This is a genomic window from Pseudomonas sp. RW10S2 (assembly GCF_014268985.1).
GTDB classification, from domain to species: Bacteria; Pseudomonadota; Gammaproteobacteria; order Pseudomonadales; family Pseudomonadaceae; genus Aquipseudomonas; species Aquipseudomonas wayambapalatensis.
The window spans coordinates 1-15,300 of the sequence record NZ_JABWRO010000125.1; the positions used below are offsets into that span (position 1 = coordinate 1).

The 15,300-nt window shown below is 61.8% G+C and carries 17 protein-coding genes and 1 pseudogene; 13 read left to right on the plus strand and 5 right to left on the minus strand.

The window, feature by feature from the left end:
• Positions 1 to 45 precede the first annotated feature (45 nt).
• The gene (gene apbC / locus HU729_RS21610) at positions 46 to 1,140 is read right to left on the minus strand and encodes an iron-sulfur cluster carrier protein ApbC (RefSeq protein WP_186668500.1); all 1,095 of its coding nucleotides are present in this window, start codon (positions 1,138 to 1,140) and stop codon (positions 46 to 48) included.
• Between the two features lie 159 nt (positions 1,141 to 1,299).
• Here apbC and metG point away from each other — a divergent pair, with 159 nt between their 5' ends.
• The 8 genes and pseudogenes from metG to HU729_RS21650 all read left to right on the plus strand — a co-directional run bounded on the left by metG (position 1,300) and on the right by HU729_RS21650 (position 7,755).
• Positions 1,300 to 3,339, plus strand: a complete 2,040-nt coding sequence (gene metG / locus HU729_RS21615; RefSeq protein ID WP_186711508.1) for a methionine--tRNA ligase — start codon at positions 1,300 to 1,302, stop codon at positions 3,337 to 3,339.
• 117 nt (positions 3,340 to 3,456) lie between these two features.
• Positions 3,457 to 3,990 (plus strand): Rnf-Nqr domain containing protein, encoded by a 534-nt coding sequence (locus HU729_RS21620; protein WP_186668502.1) that lies wholly within the window; start codon positions 3,457 to 3,459, stop codon positions 3,988 to 3,990.
• Positions 3,987 to 4,730, plus strand: a pseudogene (locus tag HU729_RS21625) (RnfABCDGE type electron transport complex subunit B); the annotation flags it as partial. The gene HU729_RS21620 and the pseudogene HU729_RS21625, both read left to right, overlap by 4 nt.
• 22 nt (positions 4,731 to 4,752) lie before the next feature.
• Positions 4,753 to 5,724 (plus strand): RnfABCDGE type electron transport complex subunit D, encoded by a 972-nt coding sequence (locus HU729_RS21630; protein WP_186668504.1) that lies wholly within the window; start codon positions 4,753 to 4,755, stop codon positions 5,722 to 5,724.
• Entirely contained in the window at positions 5,721 to 6,323 is a 603-nt protein-coding gene (locus tag HU729_RS21635; protein ID WP_186711509.1) for an RnfABCDGE type electron transport complex subunit G, read from the plus strand. Before HU729_RS21630 ends, HU729_RS21635 begins: the two co-directional genes overlap by 4 nt.
• The gene (locus HU729_RS21640) at positions 6,316 to 6,837 is read left to right on the plus strand and encodes an Rnf-Nqr domain containing protein (RefSeq protein WP_186711510.1); all 522 of its coding nucleotides are present in this window, start codon (positions 6,316 to 6,318) and stop codon (positions 6,835 to 6,837) included. Before HU729_RS21635 ends, HU729_RS21640 begins: the two co-directional genes overlap by 8 nt.
• A gap of 4 nt (positions 6,838 to 6,841) precedes the next feature.
• Positions 6,842 to 7,480, plus strand: coding sequence for an endonuclease III (gene nth / locus HU729_RS21645; RefSeq protein WP_186711511.1), 639 nt, complete (start codon positions 6,842 to 6,844; stop codon positions 7,478 to 7,480).
• A 104-nt stretch (positions 7,481 to 7,584) separates the two neighbouring features.
• Complete coding sequence (locus HU729_RS21650) at positions 7,585 to 7,755, plus strand: hypothetical protein (protein WP_186668510.1); 171 nt, start codon at positions 7,585 to 7,587, stop codon at positions 7,753 to 7,755.
• A 39-nt stretch (positions 7,756 to 7,794) separates the two neighbouring features.
• Here HU729_RS21650 and HU729_RS21655 read toward each other — a convergent pair whose 3' ends face one another.
• Complete coding sequence (locus tag HU729_RS21655) at positions 7,795 to 8,421, minus strand: response regulator transcription factor (RefSeq protein ID WP_186668512.1); 627 nt, start codon at positions 8,419 to 8,421, stop codon at positions 7,795 to 7,797.
• Positions 8,422 to 8,797: 376 nt separating this feature from the next.
• Here HU729_RS21655 and HU729_RS21660 point away from each other — a divergent pair, with 376 nt between their 5' ends.
• The gene (locus tag HU729_RS21660) at positions 8,798 to 9,232 is read left to right on the plus strand and encodes a hypothetical protein (RefSeq protein WP_186668514.1); all 435 of its coding nucleotides are present in this window, start codon (positions 8,798 to 8,800) and stop codon (positions 9,230 to 9,232) included.
• Positions 9,233 to 9,293: 61 nt separating this feature from the next.
• Here HU729_RS21660 and HU729_RS21665 read toward each other — a convergent pair whose 3' ends face one another.
• Positions 9,294 to 10,511, minus strand: a complete 1,218-nt coding sequence (locus tag HU729_RS21665; RefSeq protein ID WP_186711512.1) for an argininosuccinate synthase — start codon at positions 10,509 to 10,511, stop codon at positions 9,294 to 9,296.
• A gap of 128 nt (positions 10,512 to 10,639) precedes the next feature.
• The gene (locus HU729_RS21670; protein WP_186711513.1) at positions 10,640 to 11,632 is read right to left on the minus strand and encodes an OmpA family protein; all 993 of its coding nucleotides are present in this window, start codon (positions 11,630 to 11,632) and stop codon (positions 10,640 to 10,642) included.
• Positions 11,633 to 11,762: 130 nt separating this feature from the next.
• On the opposite strand from HU729_RS21670, the gene pyrC reads away from it, so the two are divergent.
• Together pyrC and rnt are read left to right on the plus strand one after the other, a co-directional pair.
• A complete protein-coding gene (gene pyrC / locus HU729_RS21675) occupies positions 11,763 to 12,809 on the plus strand; it encodes a dihydroorotase (protein ID WP_186668518.1) in 1,047 nt (348 codons plus the stop codon).
• Positions 12,806 to 13,480 (plus strand): ribonuclease T, encoded by a 675-nt coding sequence (gene rnt, locus HU729_RS21680; RefSeq protein WP_186668520.1) that lies wholly within the window; start codon positions 12,806 to 12,808, stop codon positions 13,478 to 13,480. Before pyrC ends, rnt begins: the two co-directional genes overlap by 4 nt.
• An 84-nt stretch (positions 13,481 to 13,564) precedes the next feature.
• Here rnt and HU729_RS21685 read toward each other — a convergent pair whose 3' ends face one another.
• The gene (locus tag HU729_RS21685; protein WP_054891793.1) at positions 13,565 to 14,167 is read right to left on the minus strand and encodes a peroxiredoxin C; all 603 of its coding nucleotides are present in this window, start codon (positions 14,165 to 14,167) and stop codon (positions 13,565 to 13,567) included.
• Between the two features lie 214 nt (positions 14,168 to 14,381).
• On the opposite strand from HU729_RS21685, the gene HU729_RS21690 reads away from it, so the two are divergent.
• Positions 14,382 to 14,603 carry a bacterioferritin-associated ferredoxin gene (locus HU729_RS21690; protein WP_186668522.1) on the plus strand — a complete coding sequence of 74 codons (222 nt, stop codon included), beginning with the start codon at positions 14,382 to 14,384 and terminating at the stop codon, positions 14,601 to 14,603.
• A 202-nt stretch (positions 14,604 to 14,805) separates the two neighbouring features.
• A complete protein-coding gene (gene bfr / locus HU729_RS21695; RefSeq protein WP_054891795.1) occupies positions 14,806 to 15,279 on the plus strand; it encodes a bacterioferritin in 474 nt (157 codons plus the stop codon).
• Positions 15,280 to 15,300 lie beyond the last annotated feature (21 nt).

Below are 15,300 nucleotides of genomic sequence, written 5' to 3' on the forward strand. Positions count from 1 at the left end.
GGGGGGTTTTTTTTGTGCCCCAATGCAGGAGCGGCCAGCAGCGGATCAATCCTCGCTGATGGTAATGCTCGGCATTGCCGGCGCCGCCGCTTCCTGCAGTACGATCCGAGCGCCCACCTGGCGGGCCAGCTCCTGGTAGACCATGGCAATCTGGCTTTCCGGCTCGGCGATCGCAGTCGGCTTGCCGCTGTCGGCCTGCTCGCGAATCAGCATCGACAACGGCAACGACGCCAGCAACTCGACACCATACTGCGCCGCCAGCTTCTCACCGCCGCCTTCACCGAACAGGTGCTCGGCATGGCCGCAGTTCGAGCAGATGTGCACCGCCATGTTCTCCACCACACCGAGCACCGGGATGTTGACCTTGCGGAACATCTCCACACCCTTCTTCGCATCCAGCAGCGCCAGGTCCTGCGGGGTAGTGACGATCACGGAACCGGCTACCGGCACCTTCTGCGCCAGGGTCAGTTGAATGTCGCCAGTGCCCGGCGGCATGTCGATCACCAGGTAGTCGAGGTCGTCCCAGGCGGTCTGGGTCACCAGTTGCAACAGGGCGCCGGAAACCATCGGGCCGCGCCAGACCATCGGCGTGTTGTCATCGGTCAGAAACGCCATCGACATCACTTCGACGCCATGGGCCTTGATCGGCACGAACCACTTCTGCTCGCGCACCTGCGGGCGGGTGCCTTCGGGGATCCCGAACATCACGCCCTGGCTTGGGCCGTAGATGTCCGCATCGAGGATACCGACCCGCGCGCCCTCGCGCGCCAGGGCCAAGGCCAGGTTGGCGGCAGTGGTCGATTTGCCGACACCGCCCTTGCCAGAGGCCACGGCAATGACATTCTTCACATTGGCCAGCGCAGGCACCTGGGCCTGGGCCTTGTGCGTGGCGATCAGCGTGTCGATGCTCACCTGTGCTGCCGTCACGCCTTCGAGGTTCTCGATCGCCGTCTGCAGCACCTGGGCCCAGCCATTTCGAAACAGTGCAGCGGCATAGCCCAGTTGCAACTGCACGCTGACCTGCCCGTCCTGGATGTCGATCGCGCGCACGCAACCGGCGCTGACCGGATCCTGGTTCAGGTAGGGATCGGTGTACTGGCGAAGCACGCCTTCAATGGCGGCACGTGTGACGGCACTCATGGAGACTCCCGTGGCATTCCGAAAAAGTGAATCAGGCGCCTATGCTAACCCGTCAACCGTCAGCAGATGCGTCTGCGGGGTGAAATATATTTCCCAGCCCTTTATAGTGGCCGATCACCCTCAATTTTTACCCGTCGCCAGATAAGTAGCCGAGCCACCATGTCCGAGCCACGCCAGATTCTCGTCACCAGCGCCCTGCCCTATGCCAATGGATCGATCCATCTTGGCCATATGCTTGAGTACATCCAGACGGACATGTGGGTACGCTTCCAGAAAATGCGTGGCAACCAGTGCATCTACGTCTGCGCCGACGACGCCCACGGTTCGGCGATCATGCTGCGCGCAGAGAAAGAAGGCATCACGCCCGAGCAGTTGATCGCCAACGTCCAGGCCGAGCACAGCAGTGACTTCGCCGACTTCCTGGTCGAGTTCGATAACTTCCACTCCACCCACAGCGAAGAGAACCGCGAGCTGTCGAGCCTGATCTACACGCGCCTGCGTGAAGCCGGGCACATCGCCAATCGCTCCGTGACCCAGTACTACGACCCCGAGAAGGGCATGTTCCTGGCCGACCGTTTCATCAAGGGCACCTGCCCGAAGTGCGGGACCGAGGACCAGTACGGCGACAACTGCGAAAAATGCGGCGCCACCTACGCCCCCACCGAGCTGAAGAACCCCAAGTCGGCGATTTCCGGTGCCACGCCGGTACTGCGCGACTCCCAGCACTTCTTCTTCAAGCTGCCCGATTTCCAGGCCATGCTGCAGCAGTGGACCCGCAGCGGCACCTTGCAGGACGCGGTCGCCAACAAACTCGCCGAGTGGCTGGATTCCGGTCTGCAGGAGTGGGACATTTCCCGAGACGCACCGTACTTCGGCTTCGAGATTCCCGGCGAGCCGGGCAAGTACTTCTATGTCTGGCTGGATGCGCCGATCGGCTACATGGCGAGCTTCAAGAACCTCTGTGACCGCCGCCCGGAGCTGGACTTCGACGCGTTCTGGAACGAAGGCTCCAAGGCCGAGCTGTACCACTTCATCGGCAAGGACATCGTCAACTTCCACGCCCTCTTCTGGCCCGCCATGCTCGAAGGCGCAGGCTTCCGCAAGCCGACCGCCGTCAATGTGCACGGCTACCTGACCGTCAACGGCGCGAAGATGTCCAAGTCGCGCGGCACCTTCATCAAGGCGCGCACCTACCTCGACCACCTGCAGCCCGAATACCTGCGCTATTACTATGCCGCGAAGCTGGGCCGCGGGGTCGACGACCTCGACCTGAACCTCGAGGACTTCGTGCAGAAGGTCAACTCCGACCTGGTCGGCAAGGTGGTCAACATTGCCAGCCGCTGCGCAGGCTTCATCCACAAGGGCAACGAAGGCGTAATGGTTGCCGGCGACGCCGCACCGGAGCTGACCGAAGCCTTCCTGGCCGCCGCACCGTCGATCGCCGAAGCCTACGAGGCCCGTGACTTTGGCCGCGCCATGCGCGAAATCATGGCCCTGGCCGACCGCGCCAACGCCTGGATCGCCGACAAGGCACCGTGGTCGCTGGCCAAGCAGGAAGGCAAGCAGGATGAAGTCCAGGCCATCTGCGCCCAGGGTATCAACCTGTTCCGCCAACTGGTGATCTTCCTCAAGCCGGTACTTCCTGTGCTGGCTGCCGACGCCGAGGCCTTCCTCAACGTCGCACCGCTCGAGTGGAACGACCTGCAGTCGCGCCTGGAAAACCACAAGCTGAACCCGTTCAAGGCCCTGATGAGCCGCATCGAGCCGGCCAAGGTCGAAGCCATGGTCGCCGCCAGCAAGGAAGACCTGCTGGCCGCCGAAGCCAAGGCTCCAGCCGGCAACGGCGAGCTGAGCAAGGATCCGCTGTCGGCCGAGATCGAGTTCGACACCTTCGCCGCCGTCGACCTGCGCGTGGCGCTGATCGTCAAGGCCGAGGCCGTGGCCGGTGCCGACAAGCTGCTGCAACTCACCCTCGACATCGGCGACGAGCGTCGCAACGTGTTCTCCGGCATCAAGTCGGCGTACCCGGACCCCTCGAAGCTCGAAGGCCGTCTGACCATGATGGTGGCCAACCTCAAACCTCGGAAAATGCGCTTTGGTGTTTCCGAGGGCATGGTCATGGCCGCCGGCCCTGGCGGCGAAGAGATCTACCTGCTGAGCCCGGACAGCGGCGCCAAGCCCGGTCAGCGCATCAAGTAAGGCCCGCTTGCCCTGGGGATCGTCCTGCGATCCCCAGGCTTGCCTCCCCTCTTTGGGCATTTCCAATGCCTGCCCCCTTGCCGGATAATCGTTCCATCCCCGGCCCTCGGCACCTCCATGAGCGATTTCGTCCTGGTTCTGGTCAGCGCTGCGCTGGTCAATCACCTGATCCTGCACAGCGGCACGCCCGACCGCGCACGCCTGCACCTGCTTGGCCTGAGCAGCGCACTGTCGATGCTGTTGCTGGTGCCCGCGGCCCTGTTGCTGCGCCAGCCGCAGTTCGAAGGCCTGGAACCGCTGCTGGGCTTGTCATGGCTGGCAGTGCTGGCGTGGGGCATCCCGACGGCATTGACGCGCTTGCGCCCTCATTGGCCTACACAGAATCTGCCAACGCTGCTGCTGAGCAATGTCGCGGTGCTAGGCTTGCTGTTGCACATGGCCACATCGCAATCCCGTCCAGCCGCCACTGTCGCCTGGGCGCTGGGCCTGGGAATGGGGTTCTGGCTGGCACTGGCACTGTTCGACGACCTGCGCCAACGTCTCGATCATCCTGATGCGCCCCGCGCCTTTCGCGGCCTGCCGATCGAACTGATAGGCGCCGGGATCATGGCCATGGCCTTTTCCGGCTTCAACGGACTGTTCACACAATGAACCTGATTCAACGCATCGACGCCCTGCTACCGCAGACCCAGTGTGGCAAATGCGATCACGCAGGCTGCCGGCCTTACGCAGAAGGCCTGGCGGCGGGCGAAGCGATCAACAAATGCCCGCCTGGCGGCAGCGAAACCATTGCCGCCCTGGCCCAACTGCTGCTGGTGCCAGTGATCGCCCCGGACCCCGAGCGCCGTGCAGCGCCTGCGCAGGTCGCGTTCATCCGCGAAGCCGAGTGCATCGGCTGCACCAAGTGCATACAGGCCTGCCCGGTAGATGCCATCGTTGGCGCCAGCAAGCTGATGCATACCGTGATCGCCAGCGAATGCACCGGCTGCGACCTGTGCCTGGCGCCCTGCCCGGTCGATTGCATCGAGCTGCTGCCACTGCCGGACAACCTGGTGCCGATCGTTGGCGGGCTGGCGCAGACCGCCGAGCACCTGATCGCGCGCAGCCATCGTCGCAATCAGGCACGACTGCGCCACGAGCAACGAGCCGCACGTCTGCAGCGCGAAGAGACACGACGCCAGGCCGAGCGCCAAGCCCGGGCTCAGCGCAGCACCGACGCCCAAGGGACTGCCCAGGAAAGCGCACTGAAGCGGGCCAAGGTCGCGGCGGCGATGAGCCGCGCGCAGTTGAACGCTGCACGTAGCGCCCTGGGCGCGACAGCGGACCAGACACAGCTTGCGCAAATCCAGCGACTGGAGGCGGCAGCGCAAGAAGCGCAGCAACAGCTGGACGTTCTGCTGGCCGGACCGGGCCATGCAGGCGCCTGATCGCCGACAGCGCAACGCCATGGGCCTTGTGCTGCTGGCCTGTGTTCCCGGCCTGTTGTGCCTGCTCTGGCTGCAGGGTTGGGGCGTGCTGTTCAACCTGCTGCTGTGCAGCGCAACAGCACTGACCTGCGAATCGCTCTCGCTGTATCTGCGTGGTCAGCCAATACGCCCCTTCCTCAGCGATGGCAGCGCCCTGGTCAGCGCCGTGCTACTGGCAATCGCCCTGCCCGCACTGGCGCCCTGGTGGCTGCCGATAACCGCTGCGCTGGTGGCGATCACCTTGGGCAAGCACGTATTCGGCGGCGTCGGCCGCAATCCCTTCAACCCGGCCATGCTGGGATACGCCTTCGTGCTGCTGAGTTTCCCGCTGCAGATGACCCACTGGCCGGCGGGCCACCTCGACCTGACCGACAGCCTGAGCCTGGTGTTCGGCCACGGCACGCAGATCGATGCCTGGGCCCGCCCCACGGTACTCGACGTGCTGCGCCACAACCGCAGCCTGACCCTCGACGAGCTGTTCGCCAGTAACTCAGGCTTCGGTAACCTCGGTGGGCGCGCCAGCGAATGGATCAATCTAGCGTTCCTGCTGGGCGGCGTGTTCCTGCTGCAGCGTCGCGTATTCAGCTGGCATGCCCCAGCGGGACTGTTGGGTGCGTTGCTGGTCGTCAGCCTGCTGTGCTGGAACGGTTCAGGGTCGGACTCCCACGGCTCACCGTTGCTGCACCTGTTCAGCGGATCGACCATGCTTGCAGCCTTCTTCATCGCCACCGAGCCGGTGTCCGGCCCTCGCCTGCCGCTGGCCCGTCTGCTATTCGGCATCGGCTGCGGATTGCTGATCTACTTGATTCGCACTTGGGGCAACTACCCGGACGGCACGGCCTTCGCAGTGCTGCTGATGAACCTGGGAGCACCGGCGCTCGATCGCATTGCAGCCCGACGCCAGGCACTCGCCTCATGAACGCCAGAGTGCGCGACCTGCTCTTGCTTGCCTTGGTCACTACCCTGGCCGTTGCCGCCACCCTGGCCTGGCGGCAGTGGACCGCGGCCCCCATTGCCGATGCCGCACGAGAGCTGCAAGAACAACAATGGCTCGCGGTGCTGCCCCCGCAACGGTACGACAACGCTCCCCTGCAAGCGCCTCTGCCGATCGCCAGCGCTCAACTGCAGCACAGTCAGCTATTGGGCGGCTACCGCGCAACCCTCGCCGGCACGACCAGTGCCATCGTGCTGCGCAGCCAGATCCAGGGGTATGCGGGGCCCATCATGCTGTCGATCGCCATCGATCCCAATGGCCGCCTGATCGCTACCCGGGTGCTGATGCAGGAAGAAAGCCCAGGGCTTGGCGGTCAACTTGGCGACCCCGCGAGCCACTGGCTTGAGCAATTCGACCGGCAGGGCGCAGCGGCCAACTGGGCGCTGAAGCGCGATAAGGGCGACTTCGACCAGTTGGCAGGTGCTACCGTCACCTCACGCGCAGTAATGGCGGCCTTGCAGGACGCTCTGCGCTACTTCGATGCACAGCGCAGCAGCCTGTTGGAGCACACCAGCGATGAATAGATTCTGGCTCCTGGGCAGTGCCCTGGCTCCCCTGCTGGGCGCCACCCAGACCCTGGCGAACGCGCTGGCAATCGGATTGTCCGCCCTGTTGCTGGTACTCGGCCACCAGGCGCTGATGCGACCTCTGCACCGCATGATCGGCGCGCCGCGGATTATCGCCAGCCTGATACTCGCCGCCGCCCTGGCGAGCTGCCTGCAATTGGGCCTGAACGCCTGGGCCCTGCCCCTTGCCCTGAGCCTCGGCCATTACCCTGCCCTGCTGAGCCTGCACTGCCTCGCGGTGGATGCGCTGGCACCGCATCCTGGACGCTGGTCGGCGCTCATCCGGCACCTGCTTGGCCTGACGGGCCTGTGCCTGATACTGGGCGCCTGCCGCCAATGGCTGGGACAGAGTGCCGGCATCCACCTGGCGAACCTGGCACCCGGCGCATTGATACTGCTCGGCCTGCTCCTGGCCTTGTACAATCGCCTGCGTCCGGCCCCTGCCACCTCAAGCCGTCAAGGAACGCTTTGACCCCATGAATGCCGCCAAACGCCTGGAGATCTTCCGCAGGCTGCACGAAGACAATCCTGAACCCAAAACCGAACTGGCCTATACCACGCCCTTCGAATTGCTGATCGCCGTCATCCTTTCCGCACAGGCAACGGATGTCAGCGTCAACAAGGCGACCGCGCGGCTCTACCCTATCGCCAATACGCCCGAGGCTATTTATGCCCTGGGGGTGGAGGGTTTGAGCGAATACATCAAGACCATCGGCCTTTACAACAGCAAGGCTAAGAACGTCATCGAGACCTGCCGCTTGCTGATAGAGCAACACGGCAGCGAAGTCCCGCAAACCCGGGAAGCACTCGAGGCACTGCCCGGCGTGGGGCGCAAAACGGCGAACGTGGTGCTCAATACAGCCTTCCGCCAACTGGCCATGGCGGTCGATACGCACATCTTCCGCGTCAGCAATCGCACCGGCATCGCGTCGGGCAAGACGGTACTGGAGGTCGAGAGGAAGCTGCTGAAATTCGTACCAAGGGATTACCTGCTCGACGCCCACCACTGGCTCATCCTCCACGGCCGCTATGTCTGCCAGGCCCGCAAGCCACGCTGCGGCAGCTGCAGGATCGAAGACTTGTGCGAGTACAGGGGCAAGACCTCTGACGATTGAGGCAATAGCGAAAAATCAACCAATTCGATTGAAAAAATCTTTTTTACCGACTCCGTGATTCTCGCTATAAGGACGGCCAATGGCCCTTTGGCTTGGAGTGACACATGAGCACCGATAAAGACGAGCTGATCGAAGACGACTTCCCTGCGCAGGACGAAGACGAACCTCAGGTAGAACCCGCGAAGACCAACCTCAGCAAGCGCCGCACCATCGACAATCTGTTGGAAGAGCGGCGCCTGCAACGGCAGCTGGCTGATTTCGATTACGACCTGTAGCCCTGCGAAAAAGCCTCCCGCAAAGGAGGCTTTTGTGTTTCAGGCCAAGCCATGACGCTGGGCCAGCTCGATCAGATCGACCAGTGACCGAGCATTGAGTTTGAGTAACAGCCGGGTCTTGTAGGTGCTGACCGTCTTGTTGCTGAGAAACATGCTGTCAGCGATCTCCTTGTTCGTACGTCCCCTCGCCAGCTGTTGCAACACCATCATTTCGCGTCCCGAAAGGCGTTCGACCATCTCCGTCTCACTGCCGCCACTGACACCACTGCGGGTCTTGTGCAACGCCTGGTTGGGAAAGTAGCTGTAGCCCGACAGCACGGCCTTTATTGCACTGAGCAGCTCGGTCAGTTCCTGCTGTTTGCACACATAACCTGCGGCGCCGGCCTGCATGCAACGCATGGAAAAATGCCCCGGCGCCTGCGATGTCAGAACCAGCACCTTGCTGCCGGGACTGGCAGCAGTCATCCGCGCGATCACTTCAAGCCCGTCGAGTTTGGGTATGCCGATATCGAGCACCACGATATCCGGCAAACACTCTCGAGTCAGTTGCAGCGCATCCACCCCATTGTCCGTTTCCGCCACCACTTCATATCCATGCCGCTCCATCAACATACGTACGGCCAAGCGAATGACCGGATGATCATCCACGATAAGTACTTTATTCATGGGATATCCATTGATCCATTATTCTAGTTGTGACGCGCCAAGATAACCGAGCCAATAGCGTAATGGCGCAGCCATTCCCTGACAGAGGGCATTCAAAGATGAAACTTACATCGTTAATAGAAACTTCCTACATTCATTGCGTGACTCGAATCGATGTCCATCCGTTCGACCAGATGCTCGTGAAAGCTAGCATGAACCGGGAAAGCAGCAGGTGGGGATAGCGCTTCAAAGCGGTGGGATATTTCTATCTTTCGATAAAGAAACATTTATCACCCGCCATATAAGCGGGAATACTTTACTGGTGAGGAAACAGCAGACATTTTCCACGGGGCGCCAGAAGCGATACAGATGCGCTAACGCCAGGAGATCGAATGCCATGAACAGTCCCGCAAAGATCACACCCTTGGGAATTATCGCCATCTTCGCTAGCATCATCGAAGCGTCGGCGCTCGCCTCGCTACCGTTCCTGAATCCAGAGAGCCAGGCCATTTACACCTGGTTTCTAATGGGGTTCCCCTTCTTTCTGACCGTCCTGTTCTTCCTGACCCTCAACTTCAACTGCGAATCGCTCTACATTCCGGAACACAGGGCCATACACCCGCCACTCGACGATCGTGGCGACAGCGAAGCAGCCACGGTCATCACTCTGCCAGGGCAGGATGTGCGCCAAGCCATCGAAACCCAGATCCTGCCCGAGTTGATTCAACCCCCGCAGCGCGAGCGCCGCTGGACGCTCTACAACCTGAGCGCCCACTCCTGCATTCAGCTGTCGGTGCGGGCCATCAAGAAAGGAGAAAAGGTTGCGCTGTAGGTACAGGAAGGCAAAAAAAACCCGGCCAAAAATGACCGGGTTTCTCACCACATACCGACACTCAGAGCAGCGAACGGCCCTTGTTGGCGGCAATGCGCATGCGCAGTGCGTTGAGTTTGATGAAGCCTGCGGCGTCCGCCTGGTTGTAGGCGCCGCCGTCTTCCTCGAAGGTCGCGATGTTGGCGTCGAACAGCGAGTCATCCGACTTGCGGCCCACCACGGTAACATTGCCCTTGTACAGCTTCAGGCGTACGACACCGTTCACATTGGTCTGCGAAGCGTCGATCATCTGCTGCAGCATCAGACGCTCAGGGCTCCACCAGTAGCCGGTGTAGATCAGACTGGCGTACTTGGGCATCAGCTCATCCTTCAGGTGAGCGACTTCGCGGTCCAGAGTGATCGACTCGATGGCGCGGTGGGCACGCAGCATGATGGTGCCGCCAGGCGTCTCGTAGCAGCCGCGCGACTTCATGCCGACGTAACGGTTCTCGACGATGTCCAGGCGACCGACGCCGTTGGCACCACCGATGCGGTTGAGATCTGCCAGCACGGTGGCTGGGGTCTTCTCGACGCCGTCGATGGCGACGATATCACCGTTGCGATAGGTCAGCTCGATGTAGGTGGCCTGGTCAGGCGCGTTCTCCGGAGAGACGCTCCAACGCCACATGTCTTCCTCGTGTTCGGTCCAGGTATCTTCCAGGACACCACCTTCATAGGAGATGTGCAGCAGGTTGGCGTCCATCGAGTAGGGCGACTTCTTCTTGCCGTGGCGCTCGATCGGGATACCGTGCTTCTCGGCGTAGTCCATCAGCTTCTCGCGGGACAGCAGGTCCCACTCGCGCCATGGTGCGATGACCTTGACCCCTGGCTTGAGCGCGTAGGCGCCGAGCTCGAAGCGGACCTGGTCGTTACCTTTGCCGGTGGCACCATGGGAAATGGCATCGGCGCCGGTTTCGTTGGCGATTTCGATCAGGCGCTTGGCGATCAGCGGACGAGCGATGGAAGTACCCAGCAGGTACTCACCTTCATACACGGTGTTGGCGCGGAACATCGGGAAGACGAAGTCTCGCACGAACTCTTCGCGCAGATCGTCGATGTAGATTTCCTTGACGCCCATTGCCTGCGCCTTGGCACGGGCCGGCTCGACCTCTTCGCCCTGGCCCAGGTCAGCGGTGAAGGTCACCACTTCGCAGTTGTAGGTGTCTTGCAGCCACTTGAGAATCACCGAAGTATCAAGGCCGCCGGAATACGCCAATACGACCTTTTTTACGTCCGCCATGCCATCACTCCACGGGGTTGTACGGAAAGCCGTCGATTCTACCGACCTCGGTGAAGAATTTACAGTGGGGCGACAGCTTGTGATGACAAAGCGACAGGAAATGTCGTGAGCGCGACCCGTCGCCGCACTCAGGCTTTCTTCGCGCCCGCTGGCAATGCCGGGGGCGGAGCCTGAGTCGTCGGCACCGGCGCCGCAGGCGCGTGCGCTGCAGGCTGGGCCGGGGCGGTGGGCGTCGCGTCGTGAGGTTTCTCCACGGGCTTCTCGACCGGCGTGACGCGATCGAGCTGGATGTTCACCCGACGGTTGCGCGCCCGGTTGGCGGCCGTGTTGTTCTTGGCCAAGGGATAGCGCTCACCGTGGAAGCGCACGGTGATCTGCTCGTCCGGCACGCCATGGGCCTTGAGGTACTCAGCCACCGCCAACGCACGACGCCGCGAGGCATCGCGGTTGGTCAGGCGATTACCGCTGTTGTCGGAATGGCCGTCGAGTTCGATGTGATTGACTGTAGGATCGGCCTTCAGGTAGTCGAGGATCACGTCCAGACGCGCACGGGCCGCACTGTCCAGATCGAAACCGGTGCCGGGGAACGGCACCTGGGTCTGGCGAATCTGGTCATAGTTCATCGGCAGCAGTTTCGCGGCACACACTTGGTAATCGCCATAGGCCTTGGCGAAACTCACCGGCAGTACATGCACCTCCATCGGCCGCCCGCCCTCGCCGGCATAGTTGCGCACCACCGTACTGCGACCGTCCAGCAGACCATTGATCAGCCGGCTGGCCTGGCCCTGCGAAGAGCTGAACAGCACGCCATTGCGGCTCATGCGCACCGCACCCAGGTTGATGTCGCCACGCCCGGGCTGCCATGGGGCAGCGGCGGCCAGCAGCGTTGCGGAACCTGCGCCCAACGCATTGCTGTCCGAGCGCAGCTGGAAGACTGGCTGCTCGCCTGCACGACGCACGAACTCACCGCTGCCGAAGCCGTCGATCGGCTGGATCAGCCGACACTCGAACTGATCGCCCTCGACCTTCCAGGCGATGTTCTCCATGCGGGTCTGGAAGGTGAGTGCCCCAGCCGGCAGGCTGGCACACAGGCTGAACAGGAGTAGGTAACGCTGGCGCACGGGCGGCTCCACAGATTCTGACGGCTTACCTGCAGGCTATCGGACGCTCGTCGGAAAACTTGATAGCCGTGCTGCCCACTGGGTTTTCCGGTAGCATTGACGCCTGAGTTCGAACCGCCTGGAAACCCCAATGTCCGATCGCCTGACCCTCCTGCGTCCCGACGACTGGCACATCCATCTGCGCGATGGTGCTGTGCTGCAACATACCGTCGGCGACGTGGCGCGCACCTTCGCCCGCGCCATCATCATGCCCAACCTGGTTCCACCGGTACGCAACGCCACTGAAGCCGACGCCTACCGCCAGCGCATCCTCGCCGCCCGTCCGGCCGGCAGTCGCTTCGAGCCGCTGATGGTGCTGTACCTGACCGACCGTACCAGCCCCGAGGACATCCGCGCAGCCAAGGCCAGCGGCATCGTCTATGCCGCCAAGCTTTATCCGGCCGGTGCCACGACCAACTCCGACTCGGGCGTGACCAGCATCGACAACATTTTCCCGGCGATCGAGGCACTGGCCGAGACTGGCCTGCCGCTGCTGGTCCACGGTGAAGTGACGCGCTCGGAGATCGACGTGTTCGACCGCGAAAAGCGTTTCATCGACGAGCACATGCGTCGCCTGGTCGAACGCTTCCCGACACTCAAGGTGGTGTTCGAGCACATCACCACCAGCGATGCCGCGCAGTTCGTCACCGAGGCGCCAGCCCACGTCGGTGCAACCATCACCGCCCAGCACCTGCTGTACAACCGCAACCACATGCTGGTCGGCGGTATTCGCCCACACTTCTATTGCCTGCCGATCCTCAAGCGCAACACCCACCAGGTGGCATTGCTGGACGCGGCCACCAGTGGCAATCCGAAGTTCTTCCTCGGCACCGACTCGGCGCCACACGCCAAGCACGCCAAGGAAGCTGCATGCGGCTGCGCAGGCTGCTACACCGCCTACGCGGCGATCGAGCTGTACGCCGAAGCCTTCGAACAGCGTAATGCCCTGGACAAGCTGGAAGGTTTCGCCAGCCTGCATGGCCCGGCGTTCTACGGCCTGCCGGCAAACACCGACACCATCACCCTGGTGCGCGAGGACTGGACCGCCCCGGCGAGCCTGCCGTTCGGCGACACCACCGTGGTTCCGCTGCGCGCTGGCGAAACGCTGCGCTGGCGCCTGTTGGAGGACAACGCGTGAGCGAAGACCTTTACGATGACGACCAGGACGGTCAGGTAGGCAGCAGCTCGCGCCACCCGATGGCCGAGCGCTTCCGTGGCTACCTGCCGGTGGTCGTGGACGTCGAGACCGGCGGCTTCAACAGCGCCACCGACGCGCTGCTGGAAATCGCCGCCGTCACCATCGGCATGGACGAGAAGGGCTTCCTGTTCCCGGAACACACCTACTTCTACCGTGTCGAGCCTTTCGAAGGCGCGAATATCGAAGCGGCGGCGCTGGAATTCACCGGCATCAAGCTGGACCACCCGCTGCGCATGGCCGTGAGCGAAGAAAGCGCGCTCACCGATATCTTCCGCGGCGTGCGCAAAGCGCTCAAGGCCAATGGCTGCAAGCGGGCGATCCTGGTCGGCCATAACAGCAGCTTCGACTTGGGCTTCCTCAACGCCGCGGTGGCGCGCAACGATCTCAAGCGCAACCCCTTCCACCCGTTCTCCAGCTTCGACACCGCGACGCTGGCGGGGCTGGCCTATGGTCAGACCGTACTGGCGCGGGCCTGCCAGAGTGCCGATATCGACTTCGATGGGCGCGAGGCGCATTCGGCACGTTACGACACCGAGAAGACCGCCGAGCTGTTCTGCGGGATCGTCAACCGCTGGAAGGAGATGGGCGGCTGGCGCGACTTCAACGACTGAGTCGAAATCCTGGGGCGCGCAGCGCTCCAGGATGCCAGACACAAAAAAACCGGCCACATGGGCCGGTTTTTTTACGCGTGGCGATTACAGCTTGCCAGCGTTCTCGCTCAGGTAGGCCGCAACACCTTCCGGCGAAGCGTTCATACCCTTGTCGCCTTTCTTCCAGTTGGCCGGGCAGACTTCGCCGTGCTCTTCGTGGAATTGCAGGGCGTCAACCAGACGCAGCAGCTCGTCCATGTTACGGCCCAGTGGCAGGTCGTTGACGATCTGCGAACGAACAACGCCGTTCTTGTCGATCAGGAAGGCACCACGGAAGGCTACGCCGCCTTCGGACTCGACGTCGTAGGCCTTGCAGATTTCGTGGGTGATGTCGGCCGCCAGGGTGTACTTGACCTGACCGATACCGCCGTTGTTGACCGGGGTGTTACGCCAGGCGTTGTGGGTGAAGTGCGAGTCGATCGACACGCCGATCACTTCCACGCCACGGGCTTCGAAGTCAGGAATGCGGTTGTCCAGGGCGATCAGCTCGGACGGGCAGACGAAGGTGAAGTCCAGTGGGTAGAAGAACACCAGGCCGTACTTGCCCTTGATGGCCGAAGCCAGGTTGAAGCTGTCGACGATCTCGCCGTTGCCCAGCACGGCTGGAACGGTGAAGTCCGGGGCTTGTTTACCAACGAGCACGCTCATTCGTTATCTCCTGATGATGGTGAAAAACCGTTGCCCGGGCGAGGCTGGCACGCCCGGCATCCAACAAAGGCCGACCATCATACACGGCTTATCGTGACAGGCCGAATCGAACCACCGGTCGCGGGAAGATGAAGCTTTCTTCAAGTGCTTTGACAAGCATTCTCATTACCATTAAGCTCCACCCCATCGACTCAACCAGCGATGGTCTGACCTTATGTATGTATGTCTCTGCGTCGGCGTAACCGATGGACAGATCCGTGATGCGATCTACGAAGGATGCTGCAGCTACAAGGAAGTCCGTGCCGCCACCAACGTCGCCAGCCAGTGCGGCAAGTGTGCGTGCCTCGCCAAGCAGGTGGTCCGTGAAACATTGACAGACCTTCAGCTCAGTCAAACGGCCGCCCTGCCTTATCCGGTAGAATTTAACGCCGCCTGAAACACCCCGATTTTGAAGAACCGGACCTCGTGTCCGGTTTTTTTATGCCTGTAATTCAATAAGTTAGCCTTCGAACGCGGTTCACAAACATTCTTATTCCTATTAATTTTCACTTATTATTCAAGAGCTTAGGTTTGACACGCGAAGTTGTCGGGCTCAAACTTCCTGCATTGGCACACTTCTACAGGGCAGGAACCCGATCATGAAAGGCGACGTAAGCGTCATCCAGCATCTCAACAAGATCCTCGGAAACGAGCTGGTCGCGATCAACCAGTACTTCCTGCACGCACGCATGTACGAAGATTGGGGCCTGAACAAGCTCGGCAAGCACGAGTACAAGGAATCCATCGACGAGATGAAGCACGCTGACAAGCTGATCAAGCGTATTCTCTTCCTCGAAGGCATCCCCAACGTCCAGGACCTGGGCAAGCTGCTGATCGGCGAGCACACCAAGGAAATGCTCGAGTGCGACCTGAAGATCGAGCAGAAAGGCCTGGTTGACCTGAAAGCCGCCATCGCGCACTGCGAAACGGTCGGCGACTTCGGCTCCCGCGAATTGCTCGAAGACATCCTCGAGTCCGAGGAAGAGCACATCGACTGGCTGGAAACCCAGCTGGGCCTGATCGACAAGATCGGCATCGAGAACTACCTGCAGTCGCAGATGGGCGAAGAATAAGCCTCCCTGGATAGCACCCAT

Excerpts from the sequence above, each read along its gene's own strand:
- apbC (WP_186668500.1), bottom strand. The coding sequence starts at position 1,140 with ATGAGTGCCGTCACACGTGCCGCCATTGAAGGCGTGCTTCGCCAGTAC.
- metG (WP_186711508.1), top strand. The coding sequence starts at position 1,300 with ATGTCCGAGCCACGCCAGATTCTCGTCACCAGCGCCCTGCCCTATGCC.
- HU729_RS21620 (WP_186668502.1), top strand. The coding sequence starts at position 3,457 with ATGAGCGATTTCGTCCTGGTTCTGGTCAGCGCTGCGCTGGTCAATCAC.
- HU729_RS21630 (WP_186668504.1), top strand. The coding sequence starts at position 4,753 with ATGCAGGCGCCTGATCGCCGACAGCGCAACGCCATGGGCCTTGTGCTG.
- HU729_RS21635 (WP_186711509.1), top strand. The coding sequence starts at position 5,721 with ATGAACGCCAGAGTGCGCGACCTGCTCTTGCTTGCCTTGGTCACTACC.
- HU729_RS21640 (WP_186711510.1), top strand. The coding sequence starts at position 6,316 with ATGAATAGATTCTGGCTCCTGGGCAGTGCCCTGGCTCCCCTGCTGGGC.
- nth (WP_186711511.1), top strand. The coding sequence starts at position 6,842 with ATGAATGCCGCCAAACGCCTGGAGATCTTCCGCAGGCTGCACGAAGAC.
- HU729_RS21650 (WP_186668510.1), top strand. The coding sequence starts at position 7,585 with ATGAGCACCGATAAAGACGAGCTGATCGAAGACGACTTCCCTGCGCAG.
- HU729_RS21655 (WP_186668512.1), bottom strand. The coding sequence starts at position 8,421 with ATGAATAAAGTACTTATCGTGGATGATCATCCGGTCATTCGCTTGGCC.
- HU729_RS21660 (WP_186668514.1), top strand. The coding sequence starts at position 8,798 with ATGAACAGTCCCGCAAAGATCACACCCTTGGGAATTATCGCCATCTTC.
- HU729_RS21665 (WP_186711512.1), bottom strand. The coding sequence starts at position 10,511 with ATGGCGGACGTAAAAAAGGTCGTATTGGCGTATTCCGGCGGCCTTGAT.
- pyrC (WP_186668518.1), top strand. The coding sequence starts at position 11,763 with ATGTCCGATCGCCTGACCCTCCTGCGTCCCGACGACTGGCACATCCAT.
- HU729_RS21685 (WP_054891793.1), bottom strand. The coding sequence starts at position 14,167 with ATGAGCGTGCTCGTTGGTAAACAAGCCCCGGACTTCACCGTTCCAGCC.
- HU729_RS21690 (WP_186668522.1), top strand. The coding sequence starts at position 14,382 with ATGTATGTATGTCTCTGCGTCGGCGTAACCGATGGACAGATCCGTGAT.
- bfr (WP_054891795.1), top strand. The coding sequence starts at position 14,806 with ATGAAAGGCGACGTAAGCGTCATCCAGCATCTCAACAAGATCCTCGGA.